Here is a 19,848-nt window from a genome sequence, read left to right as displayed (position 1 = left end):
GATATTTCCTAAATTTATTTATTACTCAATGACGCCATAGAAGCAGCAATATTACTGTTGATATAGTCAAATAAAATTGAAGATTTATCATTGAGGTAAAAATGCCCTCCATCAAATACTCTCAATTCAAATTTACCTTTAGTTATCAACTGCCACTGTGCCATCTCTTCCGGGGAAACTTCCGTATCACGTTCCCCAGCGCAAGCAAACACCGGGCAATCAAGTTGTTGTCGGCAACGACGTTGATACGTTTCAATAGCCTGAAAATCCGCTCGGAAAATGGGCATTAATAATGCTTTCAATTCGGGCATTGCCTGATAATCAATCGCAGAACCACCCAAAGAAGTAATTTTATTCAACAGTTGCAGCTCATCTCGACGATGATAATCATTACCATTATTTTTGTGTGGCGGCAGACGGGCAGAAACAAATAACGCGCAGATTTTTCTACCCTGTTGTTGCATACGCAATGCCACCTCAAATGCCAGCGCAGCCCCCATACTATGCCCAAAAAAATAAGTCGGACGTGAAGGCAAGATATTCAATACCTCGACTAAGCTATCAGCTAACTGATGAATACAAGTTTGCAACGGTTCGTTAATTCGCGAGCCATGTCCAGGTAATTGAACTGCATAAACTGCAATATCCTTTGAAATTCCGTCACGCCAGGGGATAAAATATTCCGCTCTTCCCCCGGCATAATGAAAACATATCAGTTGGCTATTACTCCCTGGCTTTATTAATTGCGCTGTTCTAGCAAACGATGCGTTATCAAACATAGTAAACATCCCCTTGTTGTTTCAGAAATTCGCTGATCTCTGGTTGAGGTGGAATAGGATCAGGCACATGCAAACTTTCTGGATTACCAACCTTACTCATTAATGTTTTCCAAACAGAGGCCATTGTCAGTAAATATTGCGCCATACGAGGATCAGGCTGTTTCATCTGTATGGCAAATTGCCGCAAAGCATGGCGAATAGCCTCAGGCCAGTGCTGATTGGTAATCTGCTCCAGACTTGGACAACAGTCATACAGAGAAATGGCGGTTGGTGGTTTAAAGTAATGGGCAGCCTGTTGTGGCAGCAGAGGCTCCCTTACCCCACTGGTTGTACGCTGGCGTGGTATATGGAAACGTGAATTCCACAGCACCGGACCATGTGTATTCACCAATAGCAAATTACCACTGGGCAGACCTACGCAAATACGCTGCATAATGTGGAAATGATTATCAGGATCACCAGGATCAAGCTGATTCTGCAAATTCAGAATCAAAGGAATCCCCATAATAACCCCTTGAATAGTGGTATACGGTGGATAACTGGTCGCCTGAGCCAATAATTGTTTATCCCAGTGATGTGCGTCCCCAAAAGCAAAAGGGGTAAATCTCCCTAATGCACGCCCTAGAATATCCAGTAAACCGCAAATCACTTGAACGCCACAGGTGGCTTCAATAAATAAAGGTTGCTGATGTTGCATTGCCTGTTGCAAATAATCAGTAAATTGCCGTACTGCCGGAACATTCGGATAGTGCGTATTGACTGAGTAGCAGCAATTATGCTGACGAGCAAGTTTCAAACACTCCGCCACATCACGTTGATAAACCGGATGTTCCTGTAAAACATGAATTCCTCTGCTCAACAATTGTTTTGTCAGTTCACTTCCCGCGCCGCCAACAATGGCGGAACGTACCACCACACAGGCAATATCGATATCATCTGGCAACTGGGAAACTTGTTCATACAAAGGCACCTGATATTCAGCCGCCAACCTCTGTGAGCGTTCACTGCCGCGGGCAATAATTCCTGCCAATTCAAAACCCGGAAAATGGGTTTTAAACGCTGACAAATAGACTTGACCGAACAAAGTACCACAAACGATAACACGCAATGGACGGCTCATAGTTCTCCCTCGACATAATCTGCACTCTGACGCAGCTTCATCTCTATCTGCCAGTATTCAAAGGCCCCCATTCGCTCAAGCCCTGACAATAACTGCTCTGCATCAGCTAAATCAGATAGCCATTTCAACCCTGATTGTGGTGTTTTGAGCATCATATCAGCCGCCAATGCAGCAACTACTCCGGTAAAACGATAGCTATCAGTAAAACGCCCTTTGGCAATGAGAGTAACGGGTTGCCCTACCAATACGCCTTCTGCTTCCAGCAAAATATGTTGCTGTTGACCATAACGATGCGTTAGTTCTTCACTCTGGCTGATTAGCTGTTTAATTCCCAGCTCACCATTGAACTGATCTGTCAGCAATAGCTGGCGATCCGCCAGTAAATTAAATGCGGCAAAATCAATCAGATTTAGTTGACGAGCAACTCTTTCCAATTCAAAACTGAGATATGGCAGGGCATCAAATGTCCTGTTAGCCGTTTCGGGCTGAACATTCTTTTCTATTGCTGCCCGTTGTAACCTCCCTCCAGATAAGATATGACCTGCTTTACCATTCTGTTCATTCAGGCTATCAATAAAATCAATGGCAGAAGTCACCGTAAAAGGCTCTATTCCCCCAAGATATGACCGCATTTTACTTACTGATCTCAGCCGGTTTGCCGCTAGAAAAGGTAAAATCGAAGCAAATCCCGGAACATATCCCGCGCCCAAGACACAAGCTGATTTCTGTAATAACGGCGCTAATTTCTCATCTGACGCCAATTGCCGCCAGACAATAGGTTCTCCTGCAACATCCAGATAATGCGTTGCCGCAGCCAATGCTGCTCTGGCAATTCTGTCCTGAATTTGCGAAGCTGGGCCTGCGGCATTAATGATCAAAGAAAACGGCTGACAAAGCTCAGTCAGTGCTTTTTCATCGAATAAATCTATCTGATGATAATCAACTAATTCAGCACAGGGGCGACGCCCTGCCCCTGACACCTGATAACCCAGTTGATTCAATGCAGCAACAACAGAGCGTCCTACTGCTCCCGTGGAACCTATGACCAGAATTTTTTTATCCCAATGCATTTAGCTCACCTGTGTTTTGCGTTGCTCAAGATGGTTTACCAATGGCATCACATTATCTGATTTAATACAGTCAAAATGGTCGCCATTCAGTGAAAGATAATTCACGTCTCCAAGACAATATTGCTGCCAGAACTCTTTCATATCCTGCTGAAGCGCAGGCAGCAAATAAGTATCATTATTTTGGCAAGCAAACGTCAGATCACCGGTAAAATAATCTGGCTGATAACGGCACACACCACTAATGCTGTGACGGAAAACAGAACACATCCGCATCAACTCTTTTTCAGCAATATCATTTTTACGAATAGCGCTGACTAATTGCTGTAAACGCTGATCTTCTTGGATATCTACCACAGCCATATAAGCATCGGCAAAAGCGTCCATTCCGCGAGCACGAGCGTACTCAGCAACAGAATGGCGATCAATTATCGCTGGCTTTTCCGCCAGCAACCCTTCATAAACGGTTTCCAGTTGTTCCTGAGGCAATGGCCACGGGCACTCCACAGACAATCCCCAGATAATCGCCATATCTATCATCAGTGGGTCATCAATCAGATAAGGGATCTGATAACTGCTGGCAATCGTTACTGAGGCGACAGGTGTCTGATTTTCCATAGCTTGACGCGCCATTTCAAAGGCCAATAACCCACCCATGCAATAACCAAATAAATGGCAATGACCAGACAAGGATTGAATATCACGCAGATAATGTTGAGCTAATTGAGATATTAACTGCTCAGACGGAATTTGCAGGAAAGCTTCTGTATCTACCACACTCAACGCATAAACCGGGCCAGAAAGTTTTTCGGTCAAAGGCAGGCAAGGCAGTACCGTACCACTACCTTCATGCAAAATAATGACGGGATCACCGTGACCTTCTTTCAATAACGTCAGACAAGAATGGCTATCTGATGATCTCTTATCCTGCTCTGATTGAGTACGCAGAAATGCCGCCAGGGCACGAACGGTTGGCTGTTGCAGAACCTGACGCAAACTGCCCTCCCACGGAACGTTATCTTCCCCAAGCTCCTGACGAATCCTGCTTATCCATTGCGTTATTAATAATGAGTCACCGCCGTTAGTGAAGAAATCATCATCAAGACCAATATTATTGTGCCCAAGCAATTCCCGGCACAATGTCAGTAAGGTCTGTTCCAATCCGTCGCTGCTGTTGCTTTCTGCTACTGGTTCATTTCCGCTACGCTCTGGTAAATCCGGCATACTTTTACGATCAACTTTGCCATTAGTTGTCACAGGCAGCCGATCAAGTATGGTAAGGCGAGCAGGCACCATATAAGCAGGCAGTTGTTGTTTTAATGACTCTAGTAATGTTGCGCTGTCGCATTGTTTACGGTTGAGATTAAATTGCGCCAAAATAAAACTTTGCCCTAGTTGATAAAGCGCATCCTCTGCTGGCGGATAAGCCCATAACGTCTCCGCCCCCACGTCGAGCATGGCATTGAGCCAATTTTTCTGCGGCATAAACGGTGAATCAAACTCCAGTCGTTCATCCGCAAAATCACTCAAACCATGCTTAAACTCCATAGAAGTCATCAACTGGTAATTATCCCGTGTCGCCTCAATAACCAACAGCCATCCATTCGGAGCCAGTAACTGACGCAGATGCTCTAATCCTTGACGAGCAATAATGGCATTGTGCAAAACATTAGAAGAAACAATCACGTCAAACTGACCACAATCGAACCCTTGTTCTATCGGTGTACGATTGAAATCAAACAACTGGTAACGAACAAAATCAAACTGCTGATAACGTAATCTGGCCTCATTTAGGAAGAATGGGGAAATATCGGTAAAGGTATATTCGACTTTCCAGCCTGCCAGTTGCGGGATCAACACGTTACTGGTGCCACCCACGCCAGCTCCAATTTCCAATACCCGTAGGCAACGTTTTTCCTCATGATTAATCTGAGCCGCTTTTTGTTCAGCCGCTGCCAGCAACAAGCGATTCATCATTTTACTGATCAGATTGTTTTGGTAAGTTTTAGTCGCAACATCCAGCTTGCCGTCAGGGAATAACAAATTCAGCGGATCTTCTTTGCCTTGCAACAACTCTGGTAGACACCGGCTGCTACGTTCCAAATAGGTAAGCAAACCTTGGTCATCATCCAATGCTGACATCAGATCATAACATTGTTGCCAACACTGTTTGATTTCATGCTCTGAAACATCAATATTCAACTGGTAATACTCGCCTTGTTGTTGAATTAATTGATGTTGAGTCAATGCTTTCAGCCATCGGCGTGTTAATTGCAGATTTTCTGCCGCAATATTTCCGTTTTCCATCACAGAAGCAAGAGTAGTGGACTTTCCTACCTGTAAAGCACCAACATCCACCAACGCACCAACCATATGCAACAAGGCCACACGATCAAGGAACCAAACCAGTTTTTCTACCTTTTGCTTATCTATCGTTGCTTCAATATTGCTGGCAACCGAGCGTACTTTTTGTAATGCAATCTCACAGCGCTGACATAGCTTCTCTGCCTGTTCCAAAGAATTTTCTGTCGCAGCTTCAACAAAAGCGTGTAATTCTTGATTATGCTTATCTCCTTTTACGACAACCGCAGCCTGAGCCACACTATGATGTCGTTCTAACACCGCCTCTATCTCACCTGTTTCTACCCGATAACCACGAATTTTTACCTGATTATCACAGCGTCCAAGAAATTCAATCACGCCATTGATGGTATAACGCCCCCGGTCTCCCGTGCGATACCAGCGTTGTCCTTGGTTGTCAGTAATAAAATGATGGCAAGTTTTTTCTTCATCCCGCCAATAGCCCTGAGCAACACCACGGCCACCAATCCAAAGCTCTCCCGCAACCCAATCAGGACAAGGCTCTCCATGAAGATCCAAAATACGGAACTGCTGATTAGCTAATGGCGTACCATAAGGAATGCTGTTGTGATAGGTTGTTGCTGGCTCTATCGGCCAAATATTCGACCAAATAGCGGCTTCAGTAGCCCCACCAAGGCTAAATTGATAAGCATCTGGCGCATGTTGATAAATAGCGGTTGGCAAATTAAGCGGAATCCAGTCGCCAGACATCATTACACAGCGCAAACTACCCATTGATTCACTTCCCCCTTCAGACAGATAGCGGGTCAACATCGTCATTTGTGCCGGGACAGAGTTCCACAACGTAATCTGATGCTCATCAATTAACCGCGCCCATTGTGCAGGGTTTTGTAAATCCTGTTCTTGAGGCAATATCAGTGCGCCCCCAGAGCTAAGTACACCAAAAATATCATAAACAGACAGATCAAAACTCAACCTCGCCAGTGCCAATATGCTGTCAGTCGATGTGACATTCATACGACGATTGATATCGCTGATGGTATTCACCGCGGCATCATGGCTTATCATCACACCTTTCGGCTGCCCAGTACTGCCAGAGGTATAAATAATATAAGCCAAATCATGCGGGTCATTTTGTTTCTCTGACATAACGGAAGTCGTTGCCAGTTCTGACAAATTCTCTGTGCTAGCAGCATTAAATCCCTGTTCCCGTAACTGCCGAGCTAAAACTTCATTATCTGTCAATATCGCATCAATCTGTGCATCAGCAAGAATTTGCAATATCCGTGGTAACGGCTGTGAAATATCAAGCGGCAAATAAGCACCGCCAGCGATGAGAATCGCTAGGGTAGCAATAATCTGCTCCGCGCTTTTCTCCATCAATACCGCGCTATGTCCGCCTTGGGGTAAAAAAGCGGCCAGTTTTGTTGCACGTGTTACCATCTGTTGATAAGTCACCGGTCCACACGCATCAATTAATGCCAATGCATCAGGCGTCTTATCGGCTTGTTCCAAGACACCTTGATGTAATAACGCCGATTGGATCACTTCCTCAGTCGCATTAACCTGTTGCCGCATTTTTTGCTGATATTCCGGCAGATTAATGACGAGTACCTGATCCCACATATCAACAGGTTCCAGCGCCTGATATATCGCTCCAGTAAAGCAACTGAACATATCGCGGATCATATCCACCGGGAATACACCCTCCATGATATCCCAGTTGATCAACAACCCGCCGTTACGAGTCATCACCTGGCAATCAATCCATACCTGCGGGGTCTGGCTGATACCATAGCCAATCTCAATATCCATCGGTAATTGGCTAATAATATCCTGCGCTTGCTCTTTACCCTCGCCGACTAATGCGCTGGTAAATACTATCGGCATTCTCGCAGCTTCTGTTCCCCTTTGTCGTGCCAGCTCACGTATCACCTCAATACCGCTGAATGCGTTATGTTCCAAATCCTGCCACAGTTGCGCTTGTAGATTTTTTACCCGTTCCAGCAGGGAGAGAGGCTGACTAATATCTGTCTGCAATAGGTTAACGCTGGTAAAATCCCCAACCATTCGGTGGATATCGTCATGAAGATCTCGGCGATTCATTACCGTCAGATTGAGGCAAAAAGATTTTGTTTCCGACCAGCGCCCAAGGGTTTCACTAAATAGAGCCAAAAGTAGGGCGGAAGGAGAGACGCCGTGTAAACGACAACGTTGTTGCAATTGCTCCCACTGCTTAGTAGTGAGTTGCAAATCGTAACGGCTGAAACGAGGGATAACACCACTTTGTACCGGAAGGTGAGGTAATTGTGGGCTTGCCGACAACTCAGGCAGACGTTTCAACCAATATTCACGAGCACTGGCATAGCTACGATGATGGCGGCGGCGTCGCTCAAACTCCATCACATCACGGAAACTAGCCTGCAATGGAATAAATTCTGTCTGAGGCTCTTGGTAACCTTTTAACAGTTCCGCCAGCAAAATTTGTACACTGAGAAAATCAGCAATCAGCAAATCAATACTGAAATGAAGGCAGGATTTCTCCGTCGCTTGGCTGACTTTCAGATCAAATAGAGGCCAACAATCGGTCTGATAAACCCTGTGAGACATGGTTTGCCGAAGTTCTTCCTGAGAAGAGGAAGCGCAATCTATGGTGAAATAATGCACTTTCGGCAAAATCTGTTGCTGCCCCTGAACAGTAAATACCGCCCGCAACATATCATGGCGTTGGATCAGTTGATTCCATACCTGTTCAAGACGTTTAACGTCCCAATGTTCAGTCAGGATCTCAAAATAGCCGTGACAACCCACGCCACCATAATCGAACATTGAATGACGCCCGACAAAATAAGCTGACTGCACATCACTTAGAGAGAAAGGCAAATGCTTCTGTGCCGGGTTTATTACAAAATTCTGTGGTTCCTGCCACTCCTGTATTAACGCAATAATTTGTGGTTTTAAATTCTTCAACTGGGCGATAACGTGATTATTCATCACTCCCTCAGGCGCGCGAAATTTCAACGAGTCACCTTCCAGCCAGAATTTAACCTGTTGTTGCTCAAGTTGCAGCAAAAGCTCGATAGCTTGTTGTGAAACTGCTAGTTGTGCTGTTTTTTTCTGTATAGTTTCCTGGCCATTCATAAAGAACCTTCCTCAAAAATCATTTCCGCTTCCTCTGCGGGAGTGGATTGTAGTTGTTGTGCCATACGTGCAATGGTTTGCAGGTTAAAAACCTGCCAGAGTGGTAAATCAATGTTATGACGACGCCTCAGTTCAGAAGTGAAACGAGTTGCAATAAAGGAGTCGCCGCCAAGGGCAAAGAAATTGTCATGAACGCTGAGTTGCGTCAGATTGAGTAATGGCAATAGCACATCTGCCAGTTGTTTTTCCAATGGGCTTTCCGGCAATGTATCCATAGCCTGATTGACAACATGTCGTAGCTGCTGCTCAATCATTTTGCGATCTAGCTTGCCATTGTCTGTCAACGGCCAGCAAGACAACCAGCCAAACTCGACCGGGACCGCATATTCTGGTAATTGTGCTAACAGTTGTTGCTGCAATAGCGACCAATCCGGCGCTTGCGATGCCAAGACGCAAGCTGAGAGGGATGGACGTTCGCCACGTTGATTAACAAATACCAACGCATCTTCAATACCATCACAACCTTTCAAAGCCTGTACGATCTCACCCAGCTCAATACGGTAGCCGGAAATTTTAACTTGCTGATCACGCCGTCCCAGGAATTCAAGTACGCCTGTTGAGTGATAACGCCCCATATCGCCAGTACGATACCAACGCTCGCCTTGCCAGAAAATAAACTGATTAGCAGTACGCTCATCATCACCGAAATAACCCAGCGCCACACCATGACCGCCAATCCACAGTTCACCGGCGACCCAATCAGGGCAATCCTCATTTAGTTCGTTTACTACCCGGAAACGCTGATTCGGCAACGGTAATCCATAAGGAATGGAGTTCCATTCAGGATCAAGCTCGTCCACTAACCAGTAATTCGACCAAATAGCTGCTTCTGTCGCGCCCCCCATAGAAACGAGTTGCACCTGTGGCATCCAGCGTTTCAAACGCTCAGGCAATGCAAGGTTAATCCAGTCACCGGAGAGCATTACCAGACGCAAACAGGTAAGCGCATCGGTTTGTTCATCGTTTTCACACAGTAACAAGGCCATTTCCAGTAGGGCTGGCACGCTGTTCCATAACGTTATCCGGTGCTGTTTTATCAGAGTCAACCAATATGCAGCGTCCTTGGCATAGGATTCAGGTACCGTGACTAAAGCCCCTCCGGCTGACAACACACCAAAGATATCCCACACAGAAAGGTCGAAATGCAGTGCAGACAGCGCCAGAATTTTGTCCTGCTTACCAACACAATGCTGTCGATTGATCGCTTCAATAGTATTAACTGCCGCCTCATGACTTATCGCTACGCCTTTTGGCACCCCAGTGCTACCAGAAGTGAAAATAATGTAAGCCAGATCTTGCGCTTGTGAATTCCAGGGCTGAATCACCGTGGTTGTTAATGGTGACTGGTTAATATCAACAAGAGCGACAGAACCCGTCCATTGCAAGTGGCTATCCGCTACTACGCAGATCAATCCCGCCTGTTGAGCAACCTGTTCCTGGCGAAGTACAGGCCACTCGACAGAGATGGGAACATAGGCAGCACCCAACCACTGAATAGCCAGTACCGCGACGATTTGTCGATGCCCCCTTGGCAATGCAACACCAACACAATCCCCCGAACAAACGCCTTGTTCAACCAAAACCTGAGCCAAACGTTGCACATGTTGCTCTAACTGCTGATAGCTGACGTGTAATTCCCCATCAATAATCGCTGTTCGATCTGCAAACTGTTTCATCGCTTGTCCAACACGCTGGTGCATTGGTGCAAAACTCAGTTCCTGATACGTATCATTAACCCGTTTACGACACTGTTGCTGCTGTATCGGCAAGGGGACATTCACCTGAATATGCCAGTCAGGAATCACACTTAACTGCATCAGCAAATCACAATATGCGCTGAACATCGTATCAATCATATCTTGCGGGAACAGACCATCGACCACATCCCAGTTGAAACGTAATTCTCCATCCTGTTCATATACCTGATGATCGATCCAAACCTGAGGGGTCTGGGAAATTCCCCAGATAGACGGCGGGAAAGGTTGCGCACTCTCTTGATAAGGCATGACCTCTGCCCCTAATGCGCTGGTAAACACGACGGGCATAGCCAAATCGGTCACTTGCCGTTGTTTATTCAATTCACGGATAACCCATACAGCCGAAACATCGGTATGAGCCAGATCTTGCCAAAGCTGTTGCTGTAACCGCTGTGCCCTGTTGAGCCAGTTTTCATCGGCTAAATGGTGACATTCCAGTAACAAAAGCGAAGTGAAATCGCCCAGAATATGGTTGATATCAGGATGTAATGGCTGACGATCAAATAACGTCACATTGATACTCAATGACGCCGATTCAGACCATTTCGCCAGCACCTGAGCATAACAAGTCAGCAATAAACAAGAAGGCGTCACTTGATAATGCCGTGCTTTTTCTGTCAGAGTTTGCCACTGTTGCTGAGGCAAAACAGATTGCCAACGTTTAAACCGTGGAGTCCCCAATGACTGTGGATCACAAATCAGCGGCAGTTTTGGCGCTTCAGGTAATTCTGCCAGCCGCTGCCGCCAGTAATTTGCTGATTTGCTGCTCTTTTCCTCATCAGAAACCACTGTGGTGAGATAATCACGGAAACCAATCCCGACTGACGGCAATACCGCTTCCGGTTGCTGATAAAGCTGCTCAAGTTCAGCGAAGAAAATACGCATACTCAAGCCATCTAAGATCAGATTATCCAACCCGATATACAGGCGATTACGCCCATTATCTGATTGAATCAGCGTCACATGGAACAATGGCCACTGTGTCGGATCAAGTACCCGATGAGATAAAATTTCTCGCAGTTTACTCGTTTCTTCTGACCACTGTTGTTCAGAACAGTGGATCACTTCCAGCGCAGGTTTTGGCTGCTGTGGCAGCACTCGTTGCATTCCTTGCTCATCAAAGACAATTCTCAATGCATCATGACGGGCAATCAAAACGGATAAAGCTTGTTCCAACCGTATTGCATCAAAAGGCTGACCTTCATATTCATTATAATAATGAGTTGCAACACCACCGAGACGGAAACCGACCTGACGTCCCATCAGATAGGCTCGTTGTACATCTGTAGGGGGGAATGGATGATAACGCTCACTTTCCTGATGTTGCAGTTGCATCATTTCGGTTTTTGGCCGTTCAGCAAAAGTCATCAATCGCGCAAAATCACGCAATACCGGGGAGGAAAACACTTGAGCCAGTGAGACATCCACAGCTCCTTCTGATTCCAGCGCCACAACAATCCGAGTCGCATGTAAACTATCACCACCGAGCAGGAAGAAATTGCTGTCAGCCATTGGTTCTGTTCCCAATACCTGTTGCCAGATTTTAGCGACCAGATATTCGGCTTTTCCCGACAATTCGGCTCCCTGTACAGATTGCAGAATTTTCTGTTCTGCCTCGTCTACCGTTAATTGCTCAAGTGCTTTGCGATCTATTTTTCCATTAGCATTCAATGGCAGTTTATCTAAAACATGTAAATACTGCGGCAACATATAAGCTGGAAGATAATTTGTCAGATGCTGCGTCAGTTCATGGCGATTAACCATAACGTTGCCACTACAGTTTTTGCACATCAACAGTATGGAGTTCTCACCAATTACCGTGACAGACTGCACAGGTAAATCACCTTGCAACAACTGCTGTTGCCAACGTTTCTTATCCAATAGTGGATCTCGCTGCCCTTGTCTCAGATCAGTAAAACCATTTTCATCCTGCAACAGTAATACCGTTAATTGTGCCAGCGGGCTGAGATATTGACTTTCAAACACCAATGCTTTACTGCCAGAAGACACCAAGACTTGCAGATCGGAGATTCCTTGACGGATATCAGCATAGCGATGCAGTGCATTATTACTGATAACCAGATCAGCACGATAATGCGCCGCTTCTTGCACCGTACAAACCTGGCTCTGATGCGGATAACCCGACAGACGATATTTCGCCAATTCACGCAGTGAACCAGCCTGTTCAACTAAGCAGTATTCAATATCCAAATCCGACAATAGATCGAGTAACTTGACTGCAAACAGACCACTGCGGCCATTCAGCTCTGCTACTCTGACAGGTCGCTGCAATATCGTGGATAACTGATGGATTTGATCCGCGATAAGGGTAATTGCCGCTCCAGTTTCCGGTGAACCAGCAACCAAAACTTCCGGTGATAATACAGGATCATCAATCAGCACCAGTGGATTCTGTTTCCCTTGGATAACCTGCGCAACCCAGTCACAACACCTATTAAGCGTTTGATAAATCTCATCCATTCGAGATACCAGCACCGGCTTGTTATCTGATTGCCAATCTTGATTCAATTGCCAACCTTTTTCACTTTCAGATAACCATCCCTGATGAACCAGCCATTCCAACCACTGAATAAATAGTGGCTGATAACGGGGTATTATCCCGGCTTGTTGATAAAGTATTTCTGCACTCTGTGGCTGAGTTAGCGTCAGTTGCAAAGAATCAATCAATATCTTTTGCAACAGTGATAAAGCAATATGCTGTTCATCATACTGACTGCTTTCTACCTGAACCAATGTTGGCATCTCAGGCAATACATCCTCAGCTAATGTTGAAGAATCACCCGCGATAACTTGACCTTCAACGAATAATCTCAGGTGTTTCTGTGGTTCAGATAAACATAATGCAACGGCTTTACTGATTGCAGGGTGACGTAAAGCCACAGTCTCAATTTCACCCAGTTCAATCCTGTAACCATTCAGTTTAATCTGGCTATCTTTGCGGCCAAGAAACTCAAGGCATCCTCCTAGCCAAAAGCGGCCATAATCTCCCGTCCGGTAATAACGCTGTCCCTGATGCAGAACAAACTGAGCATCTGTTTTTTCTTGGTCGCCGTAATAGCCCAGTGCGACGCCTTCTCCACCGATCCACAACTCTCCTGCGACCCAATCAGGACAATCCCGTTGTTGTGAATCCATGACTCTGTAATGCTGATTAGAGAGCGGATAACCGTAAGGAATTGAATGCCATTCCAACGGGATAGCATCGACATCAATCGCGTTAGACCAGATCGCTGCTTCCGTTGCTCCACCCATTGCCGTTAATTGCGCCTGGCTTCCGACTTTACGCAAACGGGGTAGCAGATCCAGACCAACCCAATCACCGGATAACAATATCTGTTGCAATGAATCAGGCAAACCGCGAGGATCATTTTCAGCCGCCGCCAGCAACATATCAAACAGTGCCGGAACACTGTTCCAGACGGTTATCTGCTCCTTATGCAACTGCTCTAACCACTGTTTTGCTTCTCGCTCATGGCCCACCCCAGGCATAATCAGGGAACCCCCTGACGCAAGAGGGCCAAAGGTGTCATACACCGACAAATCGAAATTCAGTGCTGATAGCGCATATACTCGTGTTTTTTCCCATCGACCATAACGGCGATTAATATCATCAATCGTATTAGCGGCAGCCTGATGAGATACCACAACACCTTTAGGCGTGCCGGTAGAGCCGGATGTAAAAATGATATAAGCAGAAAGTCCCGGTTCCCCATAAACCACCTGTGATAACGGCAGTTGCGAATGACCTGTCTGATGAATATCTAAAACAGAATCAAACCAGCGACTAACAAGCCCCTGATATTCACTGTTTGTAATAATCAACGAAATATCCGCCTGACTGATAATGGTCTGTAAACGGGCTGTTTGCTGCGCTACATCCAACGGAACATATACAGCCCCGACACTTAAGCAAGCCAAAACCGCCACAACTTGTTCTGTACCTTTTGGCAACAGTAATGCCAGATTATCTCCGGCCTTTACTTTTTTTCCTTTCAGTCTGTAAGCCAGTTCCAGTACATCCTGCTTAAGTTCGTCGTAACTTAATCGTTGATGAGGCGTGATAACCGCAGGTGAATCTCGCCACAATTCAGCTATCTCATAAAAACGGCGATGTAGTAAACGAGGCGTAAAAAGCATGCCATCACGATCTTTAGGCTCTGTACGCTGTTCAATAATTTCTGGCGTGACATAACGCGAAACCGGTTTTAAGAGCAGTTGAGGATTGTCGGTAATCGCGCTGATCAGTTGAGTCATAAAGCTGAACATTTGATCAATCATCCCTTGAGGAAATAATCCATCCACACAATCCCAACTGACTAATAATTCCCCTTGATGCTCCATCACCTGGCAGTCAATCCAGACTTGTGGCGTCTGGGATACCAAATAATTCAGATCGCCCAGTTCATTACCGCTAAGCAGATCACGGCCAAGATTGCTGGTGAATACCACCGGCATGAGAACCTGATGCCCGCATATCTGCGACCAGTCCCGCATAACCTGAATTGCGCTGTAATCCACATGATCCAGATCTGACATAAACTGGCGATTGAGAACCCGGCAGTTTTCTAAAATGCTGTTCCCCGCCTGCGTATGGCAAGCCAGTAACAGTAATGTTGTAAAATCAGCAACTAAATCAGGTAGTTGAGGATGTTTTCCACGGCGGTTGAAAATCGTCAGATTCAGAGTGAAATTCGGTGATTCAGCCCAGCCACGTAATGTTTCGGCAAAGCAATTCGCCAGCAACATTGATGGGGTTATACCGTTGCTGCGGGCGGTTTCCTTCAATGATAGCCAACGAGGTTGTTCCAGACTCCACTGGCGATGATAGAAATCAGGTTTATCAATATGTTCTGGTTTCACTGCCAGAGGTAACTGAGGTGCGAAAGGGAATTGCTCAGCCAATCTTTTTTGCCAGTATTGACGACTGTCGATTAACTGATTATCAACGGCTTGCTCACACAGATATTGTGGGAAGCTGTAATTTAATTGAGGAAGAAGTACACCCGGCGTCAAAATAAACTGGCTGAGTTCTTTCAACAAAATCTGAAGGCTCATAGCATCAGCCATCACCATATCGATATTAATATGTAAGCGACTGCTATTCACGGTATGGCTTACCACTACGCCAAATCCGCTTTCAATTGTCAGATCTGCAACTTTGGTTTCCAGACGTTGCCTGAGAGCGAATCTCTCCTCTTCCAATAAATTCAGTGAAAGTTGCTGCCAGCCATAAGATTCAATGGATACCGGCTGGTAAGTCGTAATTTCCCCTTTACCATCACGGATAATACGCATCCGCAACATATCATGGCGCTGATGTAATTGATTAACTGCCCATTCAATATCACTGTCTTTCAGTGGCGGGCAATCCAATTCCAGATAGACCTGACAAGCGATTCCCCCCAGAATCTGATCTTTTTGGCGCCCCGTCCAGTAGGCTTGCTGAACCGAAGTGAGTTCGAAAGGCTCGCCATTCCATTTTATAACCGGCTGCTCTGATTCTGTTGAGACATCTTTAGATTGAACGGCAGAAAACCAACACTGTTGCCATGCGGCTAACGTTGGCTGTTGGAATAAGGAAGCTAATGACAGAATGACATTCTGTTTTTTACACTCATCCACCAAATCCAACATCTGTAATGAATCAATGCCCAAATTGAGCAAATTATCATCCATTGCTAATAAATTAGGCTCAGTTCCCAATATGTCCGCTACCCAATTGATAACGAAATCAAAGCTGGTATGACTTGAGCAAGATTCGGATCGATCTTGGGTCCCCTGTTCAGTTAAACGAAGTTCTTCTGGCCAGTAACTCGCGCGATTGAATGGATAAAGAGGCAGTTTGGTTAGTACAAATCGGCTAACAGGCATGCTCCCTGCATATTTAACCCAGTTATAGGATTGCCCTTGTAACCAATCGTAAGGATCATCGCTCTTGTCTAACATTCTTACGCGATCAATTTGAATCGGTTCAACATGGCGCAAATGCGCAATCAGAGCTGATAAATTCTGATAGGGAATTAACACCCGCCAACCAAAATGATGATGGCGTTTCTTCAACCAACCGTTGAGTAATTCTCCGGCTTGCTCTTGGTGATTTTCCAGCAAATCTGCTAGTTGATTTGCCATCTGTTGCAATGCGGATGCACTACAGGCTGAAAGCGGTAATAAACCATTTTCAACACATGGCGCAGGAACCGGATGATCAGATAAGTTTGCTTTACTCAGCACTAAGCCTGCCATTGTGCCGGTAAAACTGAATGAACTAACCGCAACGTATTCTATTCGATGAGATTCAGTCTGTTTACTGTAACGATAACGTGGCATTAACGCTGACAATTTAGTGCTGAACGAAGCCAGAGTTGGATGACCAAACCGTTGTTGTTGCTGTATCTGTGCCACGGCGCGAACCACGGAGGCCACACCTGCGGCAGCTTCCAGATGACCAATTTGTGCTTTACAAGCGGCCAACGGCAATGGTTGGCGTCGTTTACCATAAACACTATCGATAGCTTGTAACTCAATTGGATCGCCTAAAGCTGTACCCGTGCCATGCATCTCCAGCAAATCAATATCATCAGGAGCAATATCAGCCTGTTCCAATAATCGCATCAGCATTGCTGACTGAGCTTGCGGATTCGGAGCAGTCAAACTGCTGCTTTCACCATCCTGAGCGACACAACTGGATTCAATCACTGCCAGTACCGGATCACCGTCATCCAAAGCTTGTTGATAAGGTTTTAGCAATAGTAATGCCGCACCTTCTCCTCTGACATAGCCATCCGCGTCTTCACTCAGCGTAGCGCATCGCCCCTCAGGTGATAACATACCCGCGTTTATCAATGTTTGTTCAATCTGTGGTGACAGTAAAATGTTAACGCCACCAGCGACAGCAGCGTGGCATTGCCCTTGTTGTAAGCTACGTATCGCAGTATCTAATGCCACCAAAGAAGAAGAGCAGGCTGTATCAATAGTGAGTGCCGGACCTGTTGTTCCATAGAACTTTGCTAATCTGCCAGAACTTGCACTCGTATTAATCCCAGTAGCTAAATAACTTTTGGCATATTCAGGATTATTCAGTTTTAGTAGTTGCTGACCGAATTCACTGCCGCTCTGACCGATAAAGAAACCAATATCCGATTGTTTCAATTGCTCCGGCAACCATCCGGCTTGTTCGAATAAATGCCAGCTTAATTCAAGCAATAACCTCTGCTGAGGATCAAGTAATACGGCTTCCCGGGCTGAAATGTTGAAGAAACGGGCGTCAAATTGATCAATATCTTCCAGAGCGCCAATAGGCAGCGTAAATTGGCGAAGTTCTGAATTGTTGTCTCTGACGGCTAACTCTCCTTTTGCCAACCATTGCCCGTATTGCTGCCATCTGTTGCTTGTCTGCCCCGGCAGGCGACAGCTTATCGCAATAATTGCAATTTGTTTATTTCTGGCTGATTCAGATTTCCTGACAGACTCCGTGATTTTTTCACCTGATAATTTATCAATATATTTAGCCAATTGAGTAATATTTGGATAAGCAAATAAATCCGCAGGGGTTAGATTACAATGCCAAGTTTTGTTTATTTGCTGGCAATAGCGGACTGCTAATAGGCTGGTTAACCCCAATTCAGCAAAGCCACAGGCAGGATCTGGGTTATCTAAGTGCAACAAACTACAAAGAAGCTGATAAAGCCAACTGGACAGGGAAGGCGATATTTTTTTATCCGTATCACACGGCAAGATAAAAAGTACTTTTAGCTGGTTGTTATCAAAATCAGCCAACATTTGTTTGCGTCGGATTTTTCCACTGGACGTTTTTTTCAACTCTCCATGAGGCAATAACACAACATTCTCTAGTGAAAGCTGAAACTCCGATGCGACTCTGGCAGCAATCTGTCGGGCAATAGCCTGTAATTCAGTCGTTTCAAGATGGCGATAAACTTCAGCAAAAACGAATAATTCTCCGCTTTCTACCCGCTGGCAAGCACAAACTCCACCGATTTTTACTTCTTCACATCCCGTCTCAATATTAGCTTCAATATCATTTGGCATGTAATTTTCGCCAGCGATAATAATAAGATCTTTATGCCGACCACAGATATAAAGTTCTCCCTGCCAGATAAAGGCTAAATCCCCGGTTCGCAGGTAATGGCTTTTATCTATAGACTGATTAAGGCAAGCCATAAAAGTCTTTCGGCTAAGTTCGGGTTTCTGCCAATAACCAAGCGCCTTGGAATCACCATCAACCCAAATTTCACCAACTCGCCCTTCTGGTAATATTTCACCGGTTTCGGGATCAACAATCCGTAGTTTCCACCCACTGACAACCTGCCCTGAACTTACCAACTCACGACCATTTTCATCAGGAACAGCGTAACCAGCAACAAGCCTATCTGCATCAAAACGCTGGCTAATGAATGGCATCCCGGCGGGTTTTCGGCTGATGACGAGAGTTGCTTCCGCCATACCATAGGCGGGCACAAAGCTTAAAGGATTAAAACCTGATACAGAAAAATGGCGGGCAAACCGCGGCATAGTTTCAGCCCGTATAGGTTCTGCGGCATTCAATACCATTTTCAGCGAAGAGAGATCGAATTCTGCCGCTTGTTTTTGAGTGATACTATCAACGCACATTTGCCAGGCGAAATCTGGTGCGGCTGTAGAATTTGCAGAATAATCAGTAATCAGCTTTAACCAACGGGCAGGATCAGCAGCAAAATGGCTAGGCAAAATGAAGTTGCAACAACCGCCAGATAATAGTGGCGTTAATAACCCACAAAATATGCCCATATCATGATAAAACGGTATCCAATTGGCTGTAATAATTCGTGGCTGGCAATCGCGATGTAATTCAAGCAATATCTCATGTTGCGCCTGCATATTTGCATCAAAATTGCAGACCGCTTTCGGCTTACCGGTAGAACCAGAAGAATATTGAAGGAATACCGGACCATCATTCGGACACATTAACTCCTTATATTCATTAGCTGATGGTATTTCTGATATATCATTCTCCGTAAGAATATCATCTAGCACAATAACCTGACGACCTATATGCCATTGTCGCTTTTCAATTTCATCAACGGAGCTTTTTAAAGTAATAATATATTCTGGCTGACAATCTTCAAAAATATGATCAATTGTATCCGCGACTCGTCCAAGACGATGACTGGCAGGTAAGTTAACAGGGACAGCCGTGATGCCACGGATAATACAAGCTATGAATCCCAAAATAAATTGAGCATTACCCGGTATCAGAATAATCGCTTTAGCATTTTCGCGGTAATTTATATGGCGGGCAATATAACTACTGAGACAGATAACATCTCTATAATTAAATTCTTGAGTATTATTCTTAAGGCAATATCTTAAAACTGTTTCGTCAGGTTGTCTATTTGCATATGAATAAAGAGTATCTCTTACCCATCCTGATGAGTTATTTTTATCGTCCATACCTTAATCCCTTACAATTATTACTATCATTTAAAATGGTAGTAATAGCAGGCAGTGAAAATTTATAAATAACGCATAGCATATAAGAGTAGTTAATAAATCTATACCCGTCATCTTTCAAGTTGCTTCTTTGT

At 45.2% G+C, this 19,848-nt stretch carries 5 protein-coding genes; all 5 read right to left on the bottom strand.

Translation table 11 applies throughout. The features are described from left to right. Window positions 1-14 precede the first annotated feature (14 nt). The 5 genes from EAE91_RS17990 to EAE91_RS17970 are packed head-to-tail and all read right to left on the bottom strand — an operon-like array spanning window position 15 to window position 19,714. Window positions 15-779: a thioesterase II family protein gene (locus EAE91_RS17990; protein WP_214089673.1), complete on the bottom strand. Its 765-nt coding sequence runs from the start codon at window positions 777-779 to the stop codon at window positions 15-17. Further along, on the bottom strand, window positions 772-1,899 hold the full coding sequence (locus EAE91_RS17985; RefSeq protein ID WP_214089672.1) for a Gfo/Idh/MocA family oxidoreductase: 1,128 nt from the start codon (window positions 1,897-1,899) through the stop codon (window positions 772-774). The genes EAE91_RS17990 and EAE91_RS17985 overlap by 8 nt, the downstream gene beginning before the upstream one ends. Beyond that, window positions 1,896-2,969, bottom strand: a complete 1,074-nt coding sequence (locus EAE91_RS17980) for an NAD-dependent epimerase/dehydratase family protein (RefSeq protein ID WP_214089671.1) — start codon at window positions 2,967-2,969, stop codon at window positions 1,896-1,898. The genes EAE91_RS17985 and EAE91_RS17980 overlap by 4 nt, the downstream gene beginning before the upstream one ends. Further along, window positions 2,970-8,429: a non-ribosomal peptide synthetase gene (locus EAE91_RS17975; protein ID WP_214089670.1), complete on the bottom strand. Its 5,460-nt coding sequence runs from the start codon at window positions 8,427-8,429 to the stop codon at window positions 2,970-2,972. It abuts the gene before it with no gap. Next, a complete protein-coding gene (locus tag EAE91_RS17970; protein WP_214089669.1) occupies window positions 8,426-19,714 on the bottom strand; it encodes a non-ribosomal peptide synthetase in 11,289 nt (3,762 codons plus the stop codon). Before EAE91_RS17970 ends, EAE91_RS17975 begins: the two co-directional genes overlap by 4 nt. Between the last annotated feature and the right edge of the window lie 134 nt (window positions 19,715-19,848).

This window comes from Photorhabdus noenieputensis, assembly GCF_018448935.1.
Classification (GTDB): Bacteria; Pseudomonadota; Gammaproteobacteria; order Enterobacterales; family Enterobacteriaceae; genus Photorhabdus; species Photorhabdus noenieputensis.
This window is presented reverse-complemented; position numbering and strand designations above follow the sequence as displayed.